At 43.6% G+C, this 20,356-nt stretch carries 16 protein-coding genes; 15 read left to right on the top strand and 1 reads right to left on the bottom strand.

The window, feature by feature from the left end; genetic code table 11:
• Positions 1-112: 112 nt before the first annotated feature.
• The 12 genes from relA (at position 113) to rpoS (ending at position 12,736) form a co-directional block, all read left to right on the top strand.
• The gene (gene relA / locus L4C33_RS06395) at positions 113-2,335 is read left to right on the top strand and encodes a GTP diphosphokinase (protein ID WP_428811607.1); all 2,223 of its coding nucleotides are present in this window, start codon (positions 113-115) and stop codon (positions 2,333-2,335) included.
• 227 nt (positions 2,336-2,562) lie between these two features.
• The gene (gene mazG / locus L4C33_RS06390; protein ID WP_428811606.1) at positions 2,563-3,372 is read left to right on the top strand and encodes a nucleoside triphosphate pyrophosphohydrolase; all 810 of its coding nucleotides are present in this window, start codon (positions 2,563-2,565) and stop codon (positions 3,370-3,372) included.
• A gap of 138 nt (positions 3,373-3,510) precedes the next feature.
• Positions 3,511-5,151, top strand: a complete 1,641-nt coding sequence (gene pyrG, locus L4C33_RS06385; RefSeq protein ID WP_428811605.1) for a CTP synthase — start codon at positions 3,511-3,513, stop codon at positions 5,149-5,151.
• An 82-nt stretch (positions 5,152-5,233) separates the two neighbouring features.
• Positions 5,234-6,532, top strand: a complete 1,299-nt coding sequence (gene eno / locus L4C33_RS06380; protein ID WP_428811604.1) for a phosphopyruvate hydratase — start codon at positions 5,234-5,236, stop codon at positions 6,530-6,532.
• Between the two features lie 227 nt (positions 6,533-6,759).
• Positions 6,760-7,041 carry a cell division protein FtsB gene (gene ftsB, locus L4C33_RS06375; protein WP_428811617.1) on the top strand — a complete coding sequence of 94 codons (282 nt, stop codon included), beginning with the start codon at positions 6,760-6,762 and terminating at the stop codon, positions 7,039-7,041.
• Positions 7,042-7,776, top strand: a complete 735-nt coding sequence (gene ispD, locus L4C33_RS06370) for a 2-C-methyl-D-erythritol 4-phosphate cytidylyltransferase (RefSeq protein ID WP_428811603.1) — start codon at positions 7,042-7,044, stop codon at positions 7,774-7,776.
• Positions 7,773-8,252: a 2-C-methyl-D-erythritol 2,4-cyclodiphosphate synthase gene (gene ispF, locus L4C33_RS06365; RefSeq protein WP_428811602.1), complete on the top strand. Its 480-nt coding sequence runs from the start codon at positions 7,773-7,775 to the stop codon at positions 8,250-8,252. The genes ispD and ispF overlap by 4 nt, the downstream gene beginning before the upstream one ends.
• A gap of 22 nt (positions 8,253-8,274) precedes the next feature.
• Positions 8,275-9,321: a tRNA pseudouridine(13) synthase TruD gene (truD, locus tag L4C33_RS06360; RefSeq protein WP_428811601.1), complete on the top strand. Its 1,047-nt coding sequence runs from the start codon at positions 8,275-8,277 to the stop codon at positions 9,319-9,321.
• Positions 9,322-9,366: 45 nt separating this feature from the next.
• Positions 9,367-10,113, top strand: coding sequence for a 5'/3'-nucleotidase SurE (gene surE / locus L4C33_RS06355; protein WP_428811600.1), 747 nt, complete (start codon positions 9,367-9,369; stop codon positions 10,111-10,113).
• A complete protein-coding gene (locus L4C33_RS06350) occupies positions 10,110-10,736 on the top strand; it encodes a protein-L-isoaspartate(D-aspartate) O-methyltransferase (protein WP_428811599.1) in 627 nt (208 codons plus the stop codon). The genes surE and L4C33_RS06350 overlap by 4 nt, the downstream gene beginning before the upstream one ends.
• A gap of 20 nt (positions 10,737-10,756) precedes the next feature.
• On the top strand, positions 10,757-11,656 hold the full coding sequence (gene nlpD / locus L4C33_RS06345) for a murein hydrolase activator NlpD (protein ID WP_428811598.1): 900 nt from the start codon (positions 10,757-10,759) through the stop codon (positions 11,654-11,656).
• A 99-nt stretch (positions 11,657-11,755) separates the two neighbouring features.
• Positions 11,756-12,736: an RNA polymerase sigma factor RpoS gene (gene rpoS / locus L4C33_RS06340; RefSeq protein WP_428811597.1), complete on the top strand. Its 981-nt coding sequence runs from the start codon at positions 11,756-11,758 to the stop codon at positions 12,734-12,736.
• A gap of 124 nt (positions 12,737-12,860) precedes the next feature.
• Here the strand turns inward: rpoS and mutS are convergent, their stop codons facing one another.
• Entirely contained in the window at positions 12,861-15,422 is a 2,562-nt protein-coding gene (mutS, locus tag L4C33_RS06335) for a DNA mismatch repair protein MutS (RefSeq protein ID WP_428811596.1), read from the bottom strand.
• A 117-nt stretch (positions 15,423-15,539) separates the two neighbouring features.
• On the opposite strand from mutS, the gene pncC reads away from it, so the two are divergent.
• The 3 genes from pncC (at position 15,540) to alaS (ending at position 20,146) form a co-directional block, all read left to right on the top strand.
• The gene (pncC, locus tag L4C33_RS06330) at positions 15,540-16,046 is read left to right on the top strand and encodes a nicotinamide-nucleotide amidase (protein ID WP_428811616.1); all 507 of its coding nucleotides are present in this window, start codon (positions 15,540-15,542) and stop codon (positions 16,044-16,046) included.
• Between the two features lie 165 nt (positions 16,047-16,211).
• Positions 16,212-17,249 (top strand): recombinase RecA, encoded by a 1,038-nt coding sequence (recA, locus tag L4C33_RS06325; RefSeq protein WP_428811595.1) that lies wholly within the window; start codon positions 16,212-16,214, stop codon positions 17,247-17,249.
• A gap of 314 nt (positions 17,250-17,563) precedes the next feature.
• Positions 17,564-20,146: an alanine--tRNA ligase gene (alaS, locus tag L4C33_RS06320; RefSeq protein WP_428811594.1), complete on the top strand. Its 2,583-nt coding sequence runs from the start codon at positions 17,564-17,566 to the stop codon at positions 20,144-20,146.
• Positions 20,147-20,356 lie beyond the last annotated feature (210 nt).

Raw genomic sequence — 20,356 nt, 5'->3', positions numbered from 1 at the left:
AAGCAACAAACAAAGTATGGCGAAACAGTCATATCATCAGTATGAAGAGAACTAACTTGGAATCGGTTAGTCATACTGATTTGGGTATAAACATAAGAACTAGGAAGATGAGATGGTTGCGGTAAGAAGCGCACATTTAAACCCAAGCGAAGAATTTGAATTAGAGAGTTGGATTACCTCTCTAAACCAAGATGCAAAGACATCTAAAAAGCTGACAAAAGTTTATCGTCATTGTGAAGAGCTTTTGGTGAACCATGAACATGCCACATTATTGTTGTGGCGTGGTCGTGAGATGATCGAAATTCTTGTTACATTATCGATGGACCAAGCAACGCTGGTTGCGGCGCAGTTGTTCCCAGTCGTTTCTAGCGGCTCGTTTGAACGTGAGCTATTTGAAGAAAACTACGGCAAAGAGATCATCAAGTTGATTGATGGCGTAGAAGAAATGGCAGCGCTAGGCCAACTGAACGTCACACTTGAAGGTAGCGCAGCTTCTGGTCAAGTCGATAACGTTCGCCGCATGCTGCTGGCGATGGTAGATGACTTCCGTTGCGTTGTTATCAAACTTGCAGAACGCATCTGTAACCTTATTGAAGTCAAAAAAGCGCCTGATGAAGTGCGTAGAGCGGCAGCAAAAGAATGTGCCAATATCTATGCGCCATTGGCAAACCGTTTAGGCATAGGCCAACTTAAATGGGAAATCGAAGATTACGCTTTCCGTTATCAACAGCCTGAAACATACAAACAAATTGCAAAACAGTTATCTGAGCGTCGTGTTGTTCGTGAGCAATACATTACTGATTTTGTAGATGATCTAACTTCTGAAATGGGAAGTTCGAGTATTAACGCGGAAGTAAGCGGACGCCCTAAGCATATCTACAGTATCTGGCGAAAAATGCAGAAGAAGAGCTTAGCATTTGATGAGCTTTTTGATGTGCGAGCAGTGCGAATTATCGCTGACCAATTACAAGATTGTTACGCTGCGCTAGGTGTTGTACACACCAAATATAGACATTTACCTAGCGAGTTTGATGACTACGTCGCAAACCCAAAGCCTAATGGTTACCAATCTATTCATACCGTTGTTTTAGGGCCTGAAGGTAAAACCATTGAAATCCAAATCCGTACTAAGCAAATGCATGAAGATTCGGAACTTGGGGTCGCTGCGCACTGGAAGTACAAAGAAGGTGCATCGACTGCGCGTAGTGGTTACGACGAGAAAATCACATGGCTACGTAAGCTTATCGACTGGCAAGAAGAGATGTCGGATTCTGGCGAAATGCTAGATGAAGTTCGAAGCCAAGTTTTTGATGATCGAGTTTATGCATTCACTCCGCGTGGCGATGTTGTCGATCTACCGATGGGCGCAACGCCGTTAGATTTTGCTTACCATATTCACTCGATGGTTGGTCACCGTTGTATCGGCGCTAAAGTAGCGGGTAGAATTGTACCTTTCACTCATCACTTATCGATGGGCGACCAAGTCGAAATTATTACTCAGAAAGAGCCAAACCCATCACGTGATTGGTTAAATCCAACACTAGGTTTTGTTCACTCAGGCAGAGCAAGGGCGAAAATTAACGCTTGGTTCCGCCAACAGAGTCGCGAGAAAAACCTCGAAGCAGGTCGTGAAATCTTAGAGGCTGAGTTAAGCAAAATAGGCGCAACGCTTAAAGATGCTGAGCAATATTCTATTAAGCGCTTTAACGTAAATACTGCTGATGAGCTTTATGCGGGCATCGGTAGTGGTGACTTGCGTATTAACCAAGTCGTTAATCACATCAACGCTCTCGTGAATAAGCCGACAGCGGAAGAAGAAGATAAAAAAGCGCTAGAGAAGCTTCAAGAACTAGAGAATAAGCCGGTTCAGCAAAGTCGCCCTCAAAAAGATGCCGTTGTAGTAGAAGGCGTTGATAACCTAATGACGCACTTAGCGCGTTGTTGTCAGCCAATCCCTGGAGATCAGATTAAGGGTTATATAACCCAAGGTCGTGGTATCTCTGTTCACCGAGCGGACTGTGAGCAGTTAGGTGAACTCAACTTACACGCACCAGAACGTATCATTGATACCGTTTGGGGCGGTGGCTTTATTGGTTCATACATACTGACATTACGTGTCGAAGCGCTTGAGCGCAGCGGACTGCTTAAAGACATTACGTCACTATTTTCAAATGAGAAAATTAAAGTGACGACGATGAAGAGCAGAACCGACTACAAACGCCAAATGTCAGTTATGGACTTTGATCTAGAGCTAACGAATATTGAAGTGCTGAGTCGGGTGTCTAGTCGTGTTGAGCAAATTAAAGATGTGATGAGCGTAAAACGCTTAGGCTAAAATTCTCGTCATACTTGAAGCTGATGGCGTTGTTGCCTGCGCGCACTCGCTCAATCAATCACATAGGCAAGCTATGCTCAGGAGTCTCGCTTGCTTGTCGCCTAGCTACAGCTTCAATTATTTAGAGAATTAGACAGTATCAACAAAGGTGAGTGGTTTTGGCTGCTCACCTTTTTTATATTTAAAACCAAGTGTTAGAACAAAAAATTGAATAGGGAAGAAGTCTTATGAGTCAGCCGATTGAACAATTAAAAGAAATTATGGTTAAGTTGCGAGATCCAGAAAGTGGCTGCCCTTGGGACTTAAAGCAAAGCTTTGACACGATAGTTCCGCATACGATTGAAGAAACCTATGAGGTGGTAGACGCGATTCATAATAAAGATTGGCCAAACTTAAAAGAAGAATTGGGTGACTTATTGTTCCAAATTATTTTTTATAGTCAGCTAGCAAAAGAGCAAGATCTGTTTGATTTTGATGACGTCGTTGAAGGCGTTAACGAAAAACTGACTCGTCGTCACCCACATGTGTTTTCTGACGCAGAGTTCTCTAGTGATGAAGAAATTAACGCGAACTGGGAAGCGGAAAAAGCTAAAGAAAAAGCGCAAGCAGGAAAAACTCAACAAAGTATTCTAGACTCAATACCAAAATCGCTACCGGCTCTTTCACGTGCGAATAAAATTCAAAAGCAAGTCGCAAAATATGGCTTTGATTGGGATTCAATTGGTCCTGTCGCTGACAAGGTACTAGAAGAGGTCGATGAAGTACTTGAAGAGGCTTTGCAAGTGACTCCTAATGAGGCTTTAGTAGAAGAAGAATTAGGTGATTTACTCTTTGCAACCGTCAACTTAGTGCGTCATTTAGGTCAAAATCCAGAATCTGCGCTGAATAAAGCCAACTTAAAATTCGCAAGAAGATTTAATGGAATTGAAAAAAAAGTCAGTGAAAAAGGTAAAGAATTAACCGACTTTTCGCTTCAAGAGCTTGATTCCATGTGGGGTGAGGTTAAGTCCGATGAGAAAAGAGCAATTGCCCTTTAGCGCGGAATTGATTTGAAGCAAAAAATAAAAATTTCGAGTGTGATAGATTTCACGTTGTGGCGATAAAGGGCTTCTGGTATATTTTCATCCCGTCCAGAAGTAGTCCATTTCCCTCATTCAACCAATTTCAGGTTAAACATGACGACAAATTACATTTTTGTTACTGGCGGGGTTGTATCCTCTCTAGGTAAAGGTATTGCAGCAGCATCGTTGGCTGCTATTTTAGAAGCTCGTGGTCTTAAAGTGACTATGATGAAGCTTGACCCTTACATCAACGTTGATCCAGGCACTATGAGCCCGACTCAACACGGTGAAGTGTTCGTTACGGAAGATGGCGCTGAAACTGACCTTGACCTTGGTCACTATGAGCGATTCATTCGCACCAAGATGACTAAGCGTAACAACTTCACTGCAGGTCGTGTTTACTCAGACGTTTTAGCTAAAGAGCGTCGTGGTGATTACCTAGGTGCAACTATTCAGGTTATCCCGCATATCACTAACTCTATCAAAGAGCGTGTAATCTCTGGCGCTGAAGGTCATGACATTGCGCTAGTTGAAGTTGGTGGTACGGTTGGTGATATCGAATCTCTACCGTTCATGGAAGCGATTCGTCAGCTAGCAGTAGAACTTGGTCGTGAGCGTGCTATGTTTATGCACCTTACTCTAGTTCCTTACCTTGCAGCTGCAGGTGAAGTGAAAACTAAGCCAACACAGCACTCAGTTAAAGAGCTACTGTCGATTGGTATTCAGCCTGATATCCTAGTTTGCCGTTCAGATCGTGTTATCCCTGCAAACGAACGTAAGAAAATTGCTCTTTTCTGTAACGTACAAGAAAAAGCAGTTATCTCAATGAAAGATGTAGATTCAATCTACAAAATCCCACAGCTAATTAAAGCTCAAGGTACTGATGAGCTAGTTTGTAAGCGTTTCGGCATTACAGCACCAGAAGCTGATTTGTCTGAGTGGGAACAAGTTATTTACGAAGAAGCTAACCCTACGGGTGAAGTAACGATTGGTATGGTTGGTAAGTACATTGAACTACCAGATGCATACAAATCAGTTAACGAAGCGTTGAAGCACGCTGGCTTGAAAAACCGCTTAAGCGTAAAAATTAAATACGTTGACTCACAAGATGTTGAGTCTAAAGGCGTAGAAGTATTAGAAGGCCTAGATGCAATCCTAGTACCTGGTGGCTTTGGTGATCGTGGTGTTGAAGGTAAGATCCTTGCTGCACAATACGCACGTGAAAACAAAGTACCTTACTTAGGTATCTGTCTAGGTATGCAAGTTGCTCTAATTGAGTACGCTCGTAACGTAGCGAAGATGGAAGGCGCACACTCTTCTGAATTCTGCTCTGAAACTAAATACCCAGTTGTTGGCCTAATCACTGAATGGATTGATGGCGAAGGTAAAGTTGAAGAACGTACTGAAAAATCTGATCTAGGTGGTACTATGCGCCTAGGTTCGCAACTTTGTCACCTTGCTAAAGGGACTAAAGCATACGAACTATACGGTAGCGCGACGATCCATGAACGTCACCGTCACCGTTACGAAGTGAACAACAATCTTCGTCCGCAAATCGAAAAAGCAGGCTTAAAAGTATCAGGCCTATCTGCAGACAAGAAACTGGTAGAAGTTATTGAGAACCCGAACCACCCATGGTTTGTTGCGGCTCAATTCCACCCAGAGTTCACTTCTACACCTCGCGATGGTCACCCATTGTTTGCAGGTTTTGTTAAAGCCGCTGGTGAATTCCAGCGCGGCGAATTAGAGAAGTAAAAAGGAATACAGGTAGTAGCGTAAGTTGTGCTGCTACCTTTTAAATTTGACATTTATATATTCAACGAGAAGGAAACATTCAATGTCTAAGATCGTTAAAGTTCTAGGTCGTGAAATCATCGATTCACGTGGTAACCCAACTGTAGAAGCTGAAGTACACCTAGAAGGCGGTTTCGTAGGTATGGCTGCTGCTCCATCTGGCGCATCTACTGGTTCTCGCGAAGCTCTTGAGCTACGTGACGGCGACAAAGCACGTTTCCTAGGTAAAGGTGTTCTTAAAGCTGTTGAAGCTGTAAACGGCGCAATCGCTGAAGCTCTACTTGGTACTGACGCTAAAGCGCAAGCTGACGTTGACCAAATTATGCTTGACCTAGACGGTACTGAAAACAAGTCTAAGTTTGGCGCGAACGCTATCCTAGCTGTTTCTCTAGCTAACGCTAAAGCTGCTGCTGCTGCTAAAGGCATGCCTTTATACGAGCACATCGCTGAGCTAAACGGTACTGCTGGTCAGTTCTCTATGCCTCTACCAATGATGAACATCATCAACGGTGGTGAGCACGCTGATAACAACGTTGACATCCAAGAGTTCATGATCCAACCAGTTGGCGCTAAAACTCTTAAAGAAGCTCTACGTATCGGTGCTGAAGTATTCCACAACCTAGCTAAAGTTCTTAAGTCTAAAGGCTACAGCACTGCAGTTGGTGATGAAGGTGGTTTCGCTCCAAACCTTAAATCTAACGCAGAAGCTCTAGAAGTTATCGCAGAAGCTGTTGCAGCTGCTGGTTACGAACTTGGTAAAGACGTTACTCTTGCTATGGACTGTGCTGCATCTGAGTTCTTCGACAAAGACGCTGGCATCTACAACATGAAAGGCGAAGGTAAAACTTTCACTTCTGAAGAGTTTAACCACTACCTAGCTGAGCTAGCTAACCAATTCCCAATCGTATCTATCGAAGACGGTCTTGACGAATCAGATTGGGCTGGCTTCAAGCACCAAACTGAACTTCTAGGTAACAAGCTTCAAATCGTTGGTGACGATCTATTCGTTACAAACACTAAGATTCTTGCTGAAGGTATCGAGAAAGGCGTAGCTAACTCTATCCTTATCAAGTTCAACCAAATCGGTTCTCTAACTGAGACTCTTGCTGCAATCAAGATGGCTAAAGACGCTGGCTACACTGCAGTAATCTCTCACCGTTCTGGCGAAACTGAAGACGCAACTATCGCTGACCTAGCGGTAGGTACTGCTGCAGGTCAAATCAAGACTGGTTCTATGAGCCGTTCTGACCGTGTTGCTAAGTACAACCAACTTATCCGTATCGAAGAAGCTCTAGGTTCTAAAGCTCCTTACAACGGTCTTAAAGAAGTTAAAGGTCAATAATTCCTAGCGAATTGTTAATCTAAGCTTTGAATGCCTCGCTAATGCGGGGCATTTTTTTGTCTTGAGAAAAGTGAGCTCAAGAAGCTCTAAGTTCTAAAGCTCACCTTTTACAATGAATAGGGATGAAATCAATAGCTTGTAAGCCGCCACACTTCTCGCACCAGTTAGTACATTATGGTATATATGGAGCTAATTTTAGTTTCTTCTTTCTACGTACGAATGGTGTTATGCGAATTTTTGCTTTGGCGCTGATAATACTTCTTAGCTGGTTGCAATTTGAGCTTTGGCTAGGGAAAAACGGTATTTCAGACTACTACAGTGTCAACAATGAAATTGAAGTCCAGCAGCTGGTGAATGAAAAATTACTCACTAGGAATGCTGAAATGTTCGCTGAAATTGACGACTTACGACAGGGGCTTGATGCCATTGAAGAGCGTGCTCGTCATGAACTAGGTATGGTGAAAGAAGGTGAAACTTTCTATCGTTTGATCGGCGAGGAATCTAACTAAATGCAGCCAAACTCTCAAAGCATTATTGCTATTGTCCCTGCTGCTGGGGTCGGAAGCCGAATGCAGGCAGACCGTCCAAAGCAGTACCTGACGATTCAATCCCAAACCATTCTTGAGCATACCGTTTATAAGTTGCTTTCTCACTCTCAGGTGAGCAAGGTTATTGTCGCGATCAGTGATGGTGACCCGTATTTTCCTAAATTAGGTATTAGCCAAAACCCAGATGTGATTCGAGTTGAAGGTGGAAGTGAACGAGCTGACTCTGTGCTGTCCGCTTTGAACTATGTTCAGCAGCACGAACTCGGTGAGTGGGTCATGGTGCACGATGCCGCTAGGCCGTGCGTTCAGTTGTCTGATGTCGATAAACTTATTTCAGAATCTATAGTACATCCAGTCGGCGGCATTCTTGCGTCTCCAGTCCGAGATACAATGAAGCGTGGTATTTCCCAAAGAAGTCCTAGCAACCAAGGTGCTCAAAGTATTGATACTACAGTTGACCGAGTAAATCTTTGGCACGCTTTAACACCGCAGATGTTCCGTAGTCAGGCACTGCATAATGCATTAGCAGAAGCTCTTGAACATCAAGTGGCAATAACAGATGAAGCATCGGCAATGGAGTGGAAAGGTCATTCGCCATTGCTAGTCACAGGGCGTTCAGACAATTTTAAAATTACTCAGCCAGAAGATTTAGCCTTAGCTGAGTTTTACTTAAGTCAAAATAAGGAAGAACAATGATTCGTATTGGTCATGGTTTTGATGTGCATAAATTCGGTGGCGAAGGCCCTGTTATTATTGGTGGTGTAGCTGTTCCTTACGAGCAAGGGTTAATCGCACACTCAGATGGTGATGTTGCATTACATGCTTTATGTGATGCTTTGTTAGGGGCAATAGCTGCTGGTGATATTGGTCGTCACTTTCCTGATACTGACGATGAGTGGAAGGGCGCTGATAGCCGAGAACTGCTTAAAGATGTGTACCGAAGAGTAAAAGAGCAAGGCTATGTTTTAGGGAATGCAGATGTGACAATCATGGCACAAGCTCCTAAAATGGCACCGCACATTGAATCTATGTGCCAAGCTATTGCAGAAGATTTAGAAACTTCAGTCGCGAATGTAAACGTGAAAGCGACAACGACTGAACGTTTAGGCTTTACTGGCCGAAAAGAAGGCATCGCTTGTGAAGCGGTGGTCTTAATCACTAAAAGTGCGTAAGCACCTTAAAGAAAAGAATAAAATGTCAGATATTTTATCACCATTGGCTTACCTAAATGGTCAGCCGACTGCAACTGCAAAACTGAAAGCTGAAGCTGCTCACTTTGTTGTTATTGAAGATCTAGGTTTTGAGTTCACAGGTACAGGTGAACATTTGATGGTTCGCATTCGAAAGACGGGTGAAAACACCAGCTTTGTCGCGAACGAATTAGCAAAAGCGTGCGGCGTAAAGTCGAAAGACGTAAGTTGGGCTGGTCTAAAAGATCGCCACGCAGTAACTGAGCAGTGGTTAAGTGTTCATTTACCTAAAGGTGAAACCCCAGATTTCAGTGCTTTCCTAGCACAGTACCCAAGTATTGAAATTTTGGCGACAGATCGACATAACAAGAAATTACGCCCTGGTGATCTTATTGGTAACCAATTTGAAATTACATTGTCAGAAGTGTCAGACACGGCTGATGTGGAAAGTCGTCTTGAGCGTATTTCAAAAGTGGGCGTTCCAAATTATTTTGGTGCACAACGTTTTGGTAATGAAGGTAACAACCTGACTGAAGCTCGTCGTTGGGGACGAGATAACGTTCGAACGCGTAATCAGAATAAACGTAGCTTATATTTATCGGCAGCTCGTTCGTGGATTTTTAACCTAATCCTATCGGCGCGTATCGAACAAGATTTGTTTGCTCAAGCTATTGAAGGTGATATTGCGATTGTCGATGCTAATCAAGTACCAGTAACAGGAGCAAACATAGACGAGATCAATCAAAAGATTTCTGATGGCGTAGCTTATGTTTCTGTTGCGATGGCTGGTGATAATGCACTTCCAACAACAGATAAAGCCTTAACCATTGAACAGCCTCATTTAGATGCTGAACCTGATCTTATGGCGCTGATTCGTGGTAACCGTATGCGTCATGAACGTCGTATCGCTTCTCTAAAGCCTCAAAATTTATCTTGGGAAGTGAGTGACAATAACGTTGTATTACGTTTCTCATTAGACTCAGGTTGCTTTGCTACGGCGATTGTTCGTGAACTGGTTGAAGAGATCCACGTTGAGCGTAAGTACGACTAGTTAACAAAGACAGTGATAGTTAGAGATACAGTGAAAGGAAAACAAATGAAGATACTACTTAGCAACGATGATGGTGTTCATGCCCAAGGGATCCACGCCCTAGCTGACGTGTTACGTGATCTTGCTGAGATAGTCATTGTAGCCCCAGATCGAAATCGTTCAGGGGCCTCAAATTCGTTGACGCTAGAGCAGCCTTTGCGTGTTCAAGAAATTGAACCCAATACATACTCAGTTCAAGGAACTCCAACAGACTGTGTGCATTTTGCTTTAAACGAACTACTTAAAGATGACATGCCAGACTTGGTACTTAGTGGTATTAATCACGGTGCTAACTTGGGTGATGACGTGCTTTATTCTGGTACCGTAGCCGCAGCAATGGAAGGGCACTTTTTAGGTGTCCAATCGATCGCATTCTCCTTGGTTGGTAAGAAGCATTTTGAAACGGCAGCGACTATTGTTCGTCAGATCGTAGAGCAGCACTTATCGAACCCAATACCGACGAATCGTTTACTTAACATCAACATCCCTGATGTCGCTCTGTCAGATTTAGCTGGAACTCAGGTGACTAGGCTTGGTGCTCGTCATCATGCTGAACCGATGATTAAGCAGCAGGATCCTCGCGGTCACGATATCTTCTGGTTAGGCCCTCCGGGAAAAGAGCAAGATGCTGGTCAAGGAACGGATTTCTATGCGACAGAAAATCGTTACGTTTCAATTACACCGCTACAAGTTGATTTAACTGCGCATGAATCATTGAGAGCAATGGATGATTGGTTAGGGGAAAAGTCATGAGTAACCCTAAAGCTGAACGTTTAATTGAGTTTTTAATTGAAAGTGGTATCAGGGACCAAAAGGTCCTCGATGCTATTTTTCGTTTACCCCGAGAAAGCTTTCTTTCTCAAGCTATGCTGCACCAAGCGTATGACAATAACGCGTTACCGATAGGACAAGGACAAACAATCTCTCAGCCTTATATTGTGGCTAAGATGACTGAGCTACTTGAATTAGAGCAGACAAGTAACGTATTAGAGATAGGTACTGGCTCTGGTTACCAAACTGCGGTGCTGGCTCAACTTGTTGACCACGTTTATTCTGTCGAAAGAATTAAGTCATTACAGTGGGATGCAAAGCGTAGGCTTAAGCAACTTGATTTTTATAACGTCTCTACCAAGCATGCTGATGGCTGGCAGGGGTGGGAATCGAAAGGGTTGTTTGACGCGATCATTGTGACTGCTGCTGCTGAGTCTATTCCGCAGGCATTACTTGAACAATTAAGCGATGGTGGGCGGATGCTGATTCCTGTTGGAGAAGAAGAGCAACACCTACTCAAGATAGTGCGTCAAGGGGATGAATATCTATCTAGCCTAGTGGAAATGGTTCGATTTGTACCTTTGGTTCAAGGTGAGCTTGCCTAGGAATTAATGGGTTAACAAAGATGGGTTCAGGGTTATTGAAATTCGTTAGTTTCTTATTATGCTGCATGCTAGTTGGCTGCGCGGCACATACCCCTGCACCTGTTTCTGGGCTTAATAAAGATTACTCTTCTGTCTCCCGCGGCAGTTATCGAGGTAGTTATTATGAAGTTGAGAAAGGCGATACCCTATACTTTATTGCTTATGTCACAGATAAAAATGTAAACGATTTAATTAGTTTCAATAAATTAAGCAAACCATACACAATCCACCCAGGTCAGAAGCTAAAACTGTGGAGACCTTCTTACGTTGCCCCTAGTTATGGAAAGTCTACAGCCGTTGCTGTAGCGCCAGTTGCCGTTGCTTCCACCGCAACAGCGGCATCTTCAACTACTCCGAAATCGAATAAAAGCTCTAATCAAAGTACGACAAAACAACCTTCTAAAGTGGCGAAAAAAGATCCAGTTAAGAAGGTTGAACAATCTAAACGAAAGGAGTATGTTGAATCTAAAGGTAAACAAAATGTTAATACAGCCAGTAAGTCTACGAACCAAAAAGTATCTAAATGGTTGTGGCCAACAAAAGGAAGAGTAATAAAGAATTTCTCTGTGGGAGAGCAAGGAAATAAAGGTATTGATATTGCAGGACAGCGAGGTCAAGCCATCATTTCCACTGCAGGGGGAACTGTTGTTTATTCGGGTAATGCACTACGAGGCTACGGCAATCTAGTGATTGTTAAGCATAACGATAATTATCTCAGTGCATACGCGCATAATGACAGGTTGTTAGTTTCTGAAGGACAAAGTGTAAAACCAGGTCAAAAGATCGCGACCATGGGTAGTTCTGGCACAAGTAGTGTGCGCCTGCACTTTGAAATTCGCTATCAAGGTAAATCCGTTAATCCAAAACGTTATTTACCTTAACAACATCTATACATCGCAACGATGTATCGTGTTCTGTGTCATAGGTTTAGCAGCATTTTAAGTGGTAATGTTTTGCTAATCTCGCCAGGGGGAGGCGTTATGAGTATCAGCAATACAGTAGTTAAAGAAGAGTTTACACTTGACCAAACAACAACGGATGTTGCAAAGGTTAAGCCAAAAAAACAACCAACAAGTAAAAAAACTGAAGTCAAAGAAGAAGCAGACGCTAGCGCAAAAAGTCTAGATGCAACTCAGCTTTATCTTGGCGAAATCGGTTTCTCACCTTTATTGACCGCCGAAGAAGAAGTGCTTTACGCACGTCGAGCACTACGCGGCGATGAAGCGGCTCGCAAGCGTATGATTGAAAGTAATCTACGTCTTGTTGTAAAAATTTCGCGTCGTTACAGCAATCGTGGATTAGCGTTACTTGATCTTATTGAAGAAGGTAACTTAGGCCTGATTCGAGCGGTAGAGAAGTTTGATCCTGAGAGAGGCTTCCGTTTTTCTACTTACGCAACATGGTGGATTCGTCAAACCATCGAGCGTGCCTTAATGAACCAAACTCGCACCATTCGCTTGCCAATCCACGTTGTAAAAGAACTTAACATTTACCTGCGTACCGCTCGTGAGTTATCACAAAAGTTGGACCATGAACCAACAGCAGAAGAAATCGCAAGTAAGTTAGATAAACCAGTGGACGACGTAAGTAAAATGCTACGCCTTAACGAGCGTGTAAGTTCAGTGGATACTCCAATTGGTGGAGATGGAGAGAAAGCTCTGCTTGATATTATTCCTGATATCAACAATTCAGATCCAGAAGTTTCAACTCAAGATAACGACATCAAAGACTCTTTGATTCACTGGCTTGATGAGCTTAACCCGAAACAGAAAGAAGTATTAGCACGACGCTTTGGCCTGCTGGGATATGAACCATCAACACTAGAAGAGGTTGGTCGTGAAATCTGCCTAACACGTGAACGTGTACGTCAGATCCAGGTTGAAGGTCTTCGTCGCTTAAGAGAGATCCTAATTAAGCAGGGTCTTAGCATGGAAAATCTATTCAATGTTGAAGTGGACTAAACTTCTAAACTTTTAAGTAGAAAATAAAAGCGCGAATCATTCGATTCGCGCTTTTTTGTTTACTGTCTCTGTTCTGGAAGATATTTCGTTTTAGTTCGATAGCCCAGAACTAGGTAGTGTTTGCCTAGACTAGCTTTTTTAATCGGTACAGTTCTTCAAGCGCTTGGCGTGGAGTCAGATCATCAGGATCTATGCCTGCTAATGCCTGTTCTACTTCGCTTGGCTCTGGGATCAAACTTAGTTGGTTTGCAATATCGACGTTAGTAGGTCGGCTTGATGATGTATCGTTTCCAAGTGCTTCTAATTGAGTGAGCTTCGCTCGTGCGTTTTTAATTACTGCTTTAGGAACTCCTGCTAACCCTGCTACAGCCAAGCCATAAGATTTGCTTGCAGCGCCTTCTTGAACAGCATGCATGAAAGCAATACTGTCACCATGCTCAACGGCATCCAAATGAACATTCGCCAAGTTAGGCAGTTGATTTGGTAATTCGGTCAACTCGAAGTAGTGTGTAGCAAATAATGTCATAGCACTGATTTTATTAGCTAGCCATTCAGCACTCGACCAGGCAAGGGATAGGCCATCGTAAGTACTGGTGCCGCGTCCTATTTCGTCCATCAAGACCAAACTTTTTTGTGTGGCGTTGTGGAGGATGTTCGCTGTTTCCGTCATCTCAACCATAAATGTTGAGCGACCAGATGCTAAGTCATCTGAAGCGCCAATTCGTGTGAATATGCGGTCGATAGAACCAATAGTCGCTGCTTCGGCAGGAACATAACAACCAATATGAGCCATTAACGCGATGAGTGCGGTTTGGCGCATGTAAGTTGATTTACCGCCCATGTTCGGACCTGTAATGATCAGCATTTTTCTTTCTGGATGCAGTTCAATTGGGTTAGCAATGAATGGTTCGTCCATCACTTGCTCTACCACAGGGTGGCGACCGTTTTGAATATGAATTCCCGGTTGCTCTTGTAACGTTGGTCGGCAGTAATCCAAAGTTTCAGCACGCTCTGCCATGTTTTGAATAACGTCTAGCTGAGAAACTGAAGAAGCTATATTCTGTAATCGTTCCAAATATGGCATCAATAAATCAAACAGCTCTTCCCAAAGTTGCTTTTCAATCGCTAATGCTTTTGATTTCGAACTGAGCACTTTGTCTTCGTGTTCTTTTAGCTCTGGGATAATGTATCGTTCTGCATTTTTTAGAGTTTGGCGACGAACATAATGAGGTGGCACAAGGTGGCTTTGACCACGGCTAACTTGAATGAAGAAGCCATGAACATTGTTATAGCCAACTTTTAACGTATCAATACCGTGAGTTTCACGCTCTTCTCGCTCTAGCTTATCTAAGAATTCCGTTGCACCAGCGGCGAGGTCGCGCCACTCATCTAATTCTGCATTGTAGCCTTCGGCAATTACACCACCATCACGGATAACAACCGGTGGATTTTCTTTGATGGCACGCTCTAGTAACTCTGAAACGTCGTCTAGTGGTGCTGCATATTGAGATAGTTGCGCTAAGTACTGATGGCTAACTGGTTGTAATACTTCAGCCAGCTCAGGTAGCTGCTGCATTGCTTGGCGCAATCTTGCTAAATCACGAGGTCGAGCAGAGCGTAATGCAAGTCGCGCTAAGATACGTTCAATATCGCCAATTTGTTTCAGTATCGGCTGTAGGTCGGTATGTAAGCTTGTGTCTTTCATTTCAGAAATCGCATCAAGGCGCTGATTTAAAGTGTCGAGATTACGCATAGGCTGATGAAGCCAACGTTTAAGCATACGGCTACCCATTGCAGTAGCGGTATGATCCAGAACTTCTGAAAGTGTGTTGTCGATGCCACCGGATAAATTCTGAGTGATCTCTAAATTTCGGCGAGTTGCTGCATCTAAGATAACGGAGTGATCTTGACGATCAAACGTTAGTGAGCGGATATGAGGTAACGCAGTGCGCTGAGTGTCTTTAACGTATTGGATCAAACAGCCTGCAGCAGCCAAACCAAGGTTTGCTTTTTCAACACCAAAGCCAACGAGGTCACGAGTACCAAACTGTTTATTGAGTTGTTGCTTCGCTGTGTCTAACTCAAACTCCCAAACAGGGCGACGACGATTACCATTGCGATTAGCCATCAGGTTGACAGGTTCGAAATCTTCAGGGAAAAGCAGCTCCCTAGGTGATGTTCTTTGTAGCTCCGCAGCCATTGCTTCTTCTGTTTCTGGTTCACTTAGTTGGAAGCGACCTGAAGTGATGTCTAGTGTAGCGTAGCCGAACTTACCATTGTGATGATAAATGGCAGCGATCAAGTTATCGATACGTTCGGAAAGGAGTGCTTCATCCGTAACTGTGCCTGGTGTAACAATGCGTACGACAGCACGGTCAACAGGACCTTTTGATGTCGCCGGGTTGCCGATCTGTTCGCAGATAGCCACGGACTCACCCAGTTGAACCAGTTTAGCGAGGTAACCTTCAACAGCATGAAAAGGAACACCTGCCATTGGAATAGGTTCACCTGCCGATGACCCTCGCTTAGTCAGCGATATATCTAAAAGCTGAGATGCTTTTTTTGCATCATCATAGAAAAGCTCGTAGAAATCTCCCATGCGGTAGAACAGCAAAATTTCTGGATTTTCTGCTTTCAATTTATGGTATTGCTGCATCATCGGAGTGTGTTTTTGATCGGCTTTCACGGTTCACTTCTTTCGTTTATTTCTATTGCGGCTTAGGATACGTGAAAGAGATTCGTGCGAAAAGCAACTCAAGCGAAAAGATACGGATCTAACATTACTTTAAAGGATCGCTAAATGATGAAATCAAGTGAAAGCTTAAGTCATATGTTGGGAAAATTGCTTCTACAGTACAATCACATTATGACAACCGCAGAGTCATGTACTGGCGGTGGTATTGCGGCCGCAATTACTGATATAGCAGGGAGTTCAGCTTGGTTTGATCGTGCTTTTATTACTTATAGTAATGAAGCCAAGCAGGAAATGATTGGTATACAGCTCACAACGCTGGAGCAATATGGCGCAGTGAGTGAACAGGTCGTTGAAGAAATGGTGCAGGGTGCTATAGCTAACTCTAACGCAACTATTGGTGTTTCAGTCAGTGGTATTGCTGGGCCTGGCGGAGGTAGTGAAGAAAAACCAGTAGGGACTGTGTGTTTTGCTTGGGCTGATGACGAAGGTTGGATGCGAGTAGAAACGTGCCATTTTGCCGGAGACAGATCACAAGTCCGTGACTGTGCTACTCAACATGCCTTGCAAGTCATGCATGATTATCTAGTTTCAAAAACAGCTGAGGGCTTGGTATAGCTCAAGTTTTTGGGAGCGAGGATAAATTGCGCTCATTTTTTTTCATACAGGTATGGACACTGTATGAATCAACAGTATAATGGCAATCAATTAGTCACCCCTGTGTGGGTTTGAAATAGATTCTAGATCGCTTGCTTAGAGTAAGCGGATCACGTGGAGATAGTAATGGACGAAAATAAACAAAAAGCGTTAGCCGCAGCCTTAGGTCAGATTGAAAAGCAATTTGGTAAAGGTTCTATCATGCGTCTAGGTGACAACCGCACAATGGATGTAGAAACTATTTCTACAGGTTCACTATCTCTTGATGTGGCGTTGGGTGCTGGTGGTTTACCTATGGGACGTATCGTTGAAGTTTACGGTCCAGAATCTTCAGGTAAAACTACTCTAACTCTAGAGCTTATTGCAGCAGCACAGAAGGTTGGCAAAACTTGTGCATTCGTTGATGCAGAACACGCGCTAGACCCTATCTATGCTCAAAAGCTGGGTGTTGATATCGATGCTTTACTTGTTTCTCAACCTGATACTGGTGAGCAAGCTCTAGAAATCTGTGATGCACTGGCTCGTTCAGGTGCTATCGATGTTCTTGTTATTGACTCGGTTGCTGCACTAACACCTAAAGCTGAGATCGAAGGCGAAATGGGCGATAGCCACATGGGTCTTCAAGCTCGTATGCTTTCTCAAGCAATGCGTAAGCTAACAGGTAACCTTAAACAGTCTAACTGTATGGCTATCTTCATTAACCAAATTCGTATGAAGATTGGTGTAATGTTTGGTAACCCAGAAACAACAACGGGTGGTAACGCACTTAAGTTCTACGCATCTGTTCGTCTTGATATTCGTCGTACTGGCTCTATCAAAGAAGGCGATGAGATCGTGGGTAACGAAACGCGTATCAAGGTTGTTAAGAACAAGATTGCAGCACCATTTAAGCAAGCTGAAACGCAAATTCTATATGGTCAAGGCTTTAACCGTGAAGGTGAGCTAATTGGCCTAGGCGTGAAGAACAAGCTTGTTGATAAAGCGGGTGCTTGGTACAGCTACAATGGCGATAAAATTGGTCAAGGTAAGTCTAATTCTTGTAAGTACCTTCGTGAAAACCCAGAGATTGCACTAGAGATCGACAAAAAGTTACGTGACTTATTGCTAACTCCGGCTGTACTTGAAGAAAATGATTCAGAAGAAGCTGAAAAAGAAGAGCTATAAGCAAAAGCGTATTACTCTTTAGTTTGAATATTTGAAAGCCCTGCTAATGCGGGGCTTTTTTATTTTTAAAGACTTAGGCTGAACGATATTTTAAAGTAGGCTCGAAACAGGGCAAAGCTTATAAATTCATGTTTAACTGAGTGTGCGCATATCATTTCGGTTACATAGATTATTCGTAGAAAACTCACTATTCCCCTTATTTCATCTCAATTTCTATTCCTAGCGTGTCTTTTGTGTAAGAAAACTAGTCGAAGCCTTAACCATGATCTACAATACGGCAAAATTCTAACTCGACTATTTTCAGGAAGAGCTGCATGTACATGAGCACTGATGAGGTTCGCAACGCGTTCCTTAAGTTCTTTGAGAGCAAAGAACACCAAATCGTAGACAGTTCATCGTTAGTTCCACATAACGATCCAACCCTGCTATTCACTAATGCAGGTATGAACCAATTTAAAGATTGCTTTTTAGGTGCCGAAAAGCGTGCCTACACTCGAGCAACTACGGCTCAGCGTTGTGTACGTGCGGGTGGTAAACACAATGACCTTGAAAACGTAGGTTTCACGGCTCGTCACCACACATTCTTCGAAATGCTAGGTAACTTTAGCTTTGGCGATTATTTCAAAGAAGAAGCGATTGGGTTTGCTTGGGAGTTCCTGACTGAAACACTAGGTCTGCCAAAAGATCGCCTGTTAGTAACGGTTTACGAGACAGATGACGAAGCATTCGATATCTGGAACAAGAAAGTAGGCATTCCTGCTGACAAGATTGTTCGTATCGGCGACAAAGAAGGCGGCAAGAAGTTTGAATCTGATAACTTCTGGACAATGGGTGACACAGGTCCTTGTGGTCCATGTACTGAAATCTTCTACGATCACGGTGAACACATTTGGGGCGGCCGCCCTGGTACACCTGAAGAAGATGGTGACCGTTTCATCGAGATCTGGAACAACGTATTCATGCAGTTCAACCGTCACGCTGACGGCACTATGGAACCGCTACCTAAGCCAGCTGTAGATACTGGTATGGGTATTGAACGTATTTCTGCAATCATGCAGGGCGTTCACTCTAACTACGAAATTGATGTATTCCAAAAGCTAATCAAAGCTACAGCAGAAGTGGTTGGTCACGACGACTTATCTAACCAATCGCTACGCGTTATTGCTGACCACATCCGTTCTTGTTCATTCCTAATCGCTGATGGCGTAATGCCTTCAAACGAAGGTCGTGGCTACGTTCTACGTCGTATTATTCGTCGTGCAGTTCGTCACGGTAACAAGATTGGTGCACAAGGCGTGTTCTTCCACAAACTTGTGGGTGTACTGGCTGAAGTGATGGGCTCTGCAGCTGAAGAGCTTAAAAAGCAACAAGAGCTTGTTGAAAAAGTACTTCGCATCGAAGAAGAGAACTTTGGTCGCACGCTAGAGCGTGGCATGGTTATCCTTAACGACGCATTAGACGCACTTGAAGGCAAAGAGCTTGACGGTGAAACTGTATTTAAACTTTACGACACATACGGCTTCCCAGCTGACCTTACTAACGATGTAGCTCGTGAGCGCGACTTTACTATCGATGAAGAAGGCTTTGAGAAGGCGATGGAAGCACAGCGTAAGCGTGCACGTGAAGCGGGTCAGTTCGGTACTGATTACAATGCAACGATCAAAGTTGACACGAACACTGAGTTCTGTGGTTACACCGGTACTGAAGGTGCTGGTGAAATCTCTGCGCTATTTGTTGACGGTGAAGAAGTTTCTTCACTATCAGCAGGCGACAAAGCAATCATCATCCTTGAAGAGACACCATTCTACGCTGAGTCAGGCGGTCAATGTGGTGATGCTGGTACATTAAAAACAGCTTCGGGTCTTTTCAAAGTACAAGACACTCAGAAGCTAGGTAACGCATTTGCGCACCACGGTGAACTAGTTGAAGGTGTATTTGCTAAGGGCGATAAAGTAGAAGCAACAGTTGACGCTGAGCGCCGTGCTGCTATCTCACTAAACCACTCTGCAACTCACTTACTTCACTCTGCACTGCGCGAGGTTCTAGGTGAGCATGTTGCTCAGAAAGGTTCTTTAGTTAAGCCAGACAACCTGCGTTTTGACTTCTCTAACCTTGAAGCCGTAACACCTGCACAGCTTAAAGAAGTAGAGCGCCTGGTTAACGCACAAGTTCGTAAGAACCATGTGATTGAAACCAACATCATGGATATCGAGTCAGCGAAAGAAAAAGGTGCAATGGCACTGTTTGGCGAGAAGTACGATGATGAAGTTCGCGTTCTATCCATGGGTGATTTCTCAACTGAACTTTGTGGTGGTATCCACGCGAGCAACACGGGTGATATCGGCCTATTCAAGATTACTTCTGAAGGTGGTATTGCTGCAGGCATTCGTCGTATTGAAGCGGTAACGGGTGAAGCGGCTCTTGACGCAGTAGAAGCTCAGGCTAACGCTTACGAAGAGAAACTGGCTGAGTCAGCTAAGAAAGCGAAATCTTTAGAGAAAGAAATTCAACTGCTTAAAGAAAAGATGGCTGCTGCTGAAGGCGCAAATATCATGGGCAAAGTGGAAGAAATTTCAGGTACTAAAGTTCTGGTCGCTGCAATTGAAGGTGCAGACAACAAGAACCTACGTACTATGGTTGATAATGCTAAGAACCAAGTTGGTAGCGGCATCATCCTTATTGCTAACGTAGCAGACGGTAAAGTTGGCTTGATTGCTGGTGTTACCAAAGACCTTATCGGCAAGGTAAAAGCGGGCGACCTAGTTAAAATGGTTGCTGAGCAAGTTGGCGGTAAAGGTGGTGGTCGTCCTGATATGGCTCAAGCGGGCGGTACAGACGTTGAAGCACTACCAGAAGCACTTAAATCTGTACGTACTTGGTTAGAAGAGCATCTTTAAGCTTAAGTAACTGATACAAAGATGCCCAATCCGTTGATTGGGCATCTTTTGTTTTAAGCGGAATTAGATCTCAACATTGTTAAATGATTTGAGATTAACTAATAAGAGTAATTACGCAGTTAACCTTATTAGTTAATTTTTACGATGCTTTGTCAGCGTCGGTTTATTTTTATTGTCATATATAGACATTTGTCTTGGGAAGGTGAGGAC

It is taken from the genome of Vibrio makurazakiensis (assembly GCF_050337375.1).
Classification (GTDB): Bacteria; Pseudomonadota; Gammaproteobacteria; order Enterobacterales; family Vibrionaceae; genus Vibrio; species Vibrio makurazakiensis.
Note: the sequence above shows the minus strand (reverse complement) of the source record. Positions and strands in the feature narration are given on the sequence as shown.

Bases quoted from the DNA above. Each gene is read 5' to 3' on its own strand.
- alaS (WP_428811594.1), top strand. From the start codon at position 17,564: ATGTACATGAGCACTGATGAGGTTCGCAACGCGTTCCTTAAGTTCTTT.
- eno (WP_428811604.1), top strand. From the start codon at position 5,234: ATGTCTAAGATCGTTAAAGTTCTAGGTCGTGAAATCATCGATTCACGT.
- L4C33_RS06350 (WP_428811599.1), top strand. From the start codon at position 10,110: ATGAGTAACCCTAAAGCTGAACGTTTAATTGAGTTTTTAATTGAAAGT.
- pyrG (WP_428811605.1), top strand. From the start codon at position 3,511: ATGACGACAAATTACATTTTTGTTACTGGCGGGGTTGTATCCTCTCTA.
- ftsB (WP_428811617.1), top strand. From the start codon at position 6,760: ATGCGAATTTTTGCTTTGGCGCTGATAATACTTCTTAGCTGGTTGCAA.
- ispD (WP_428811603.1), top strand. From the start codon at position 7,042: ATGCAGCCAAACTCTCAAAGCATTATTGCTATTGTCCCTGCTGCTGGG.
- surE (WP_428811600.1), top strand. From the start codon at position 9,367: ATGAAGATACTACTTAGCAACGATGATGGTGTTCATGCCCAAGGGATC.
- mazG (WP_428811606.1), top strand. From the start codon at position 2,563: ATGAGTCAGCCGATTGAACAATTAAAAGAAATTATGGTTAAGTTGCGA.
- pncC (WP_428811616.1), top strand. From the start codon at position 15,540: ATGAAATCAAGTGAAAGCTTAAGTCATATGTTGGGAAAATTGCTTCTA.
- nlpD (WP_428811598.1), top strand. From the start codon at position 10,757: ATGGGTTCAGGGTTATTGAAATTCGTTAGTTTCTTATTATGCTGCATG.
- recA (WP_428811595.1), top strand. From the start codon at position 16,212: ATGGACGAAAATAAACAAAAAGCGTTAGCCGCAGCCTTAGGTCAGATT.
- rpoS (WP_428811597.1), top strand. From the start codon at position 11,756: ATGAGTATCAGCAATACAGTAGTTAAAGAAGAGTTTACACTTGACCAA.
- ispF (WP_428811602.1), top strand. From the start codon at position 7,773: ATGATTCGTATTGGTCATGGTTTTGATGTGCATAAATTCGGTGGCGAA.
- truD (WP_428811601.1), top strand. From the start codon at position 8,275: ATGTCAGATATTTTATCACCATTGGCTTACCTAAATGGTCAGCCGACT.
- relA (WP_428811607.1), top strand. From the start codon at position 113: ATGGTTGCGGTAAGAAGCGCACATTTAAACCCAAGCGAAGAATTTGAA.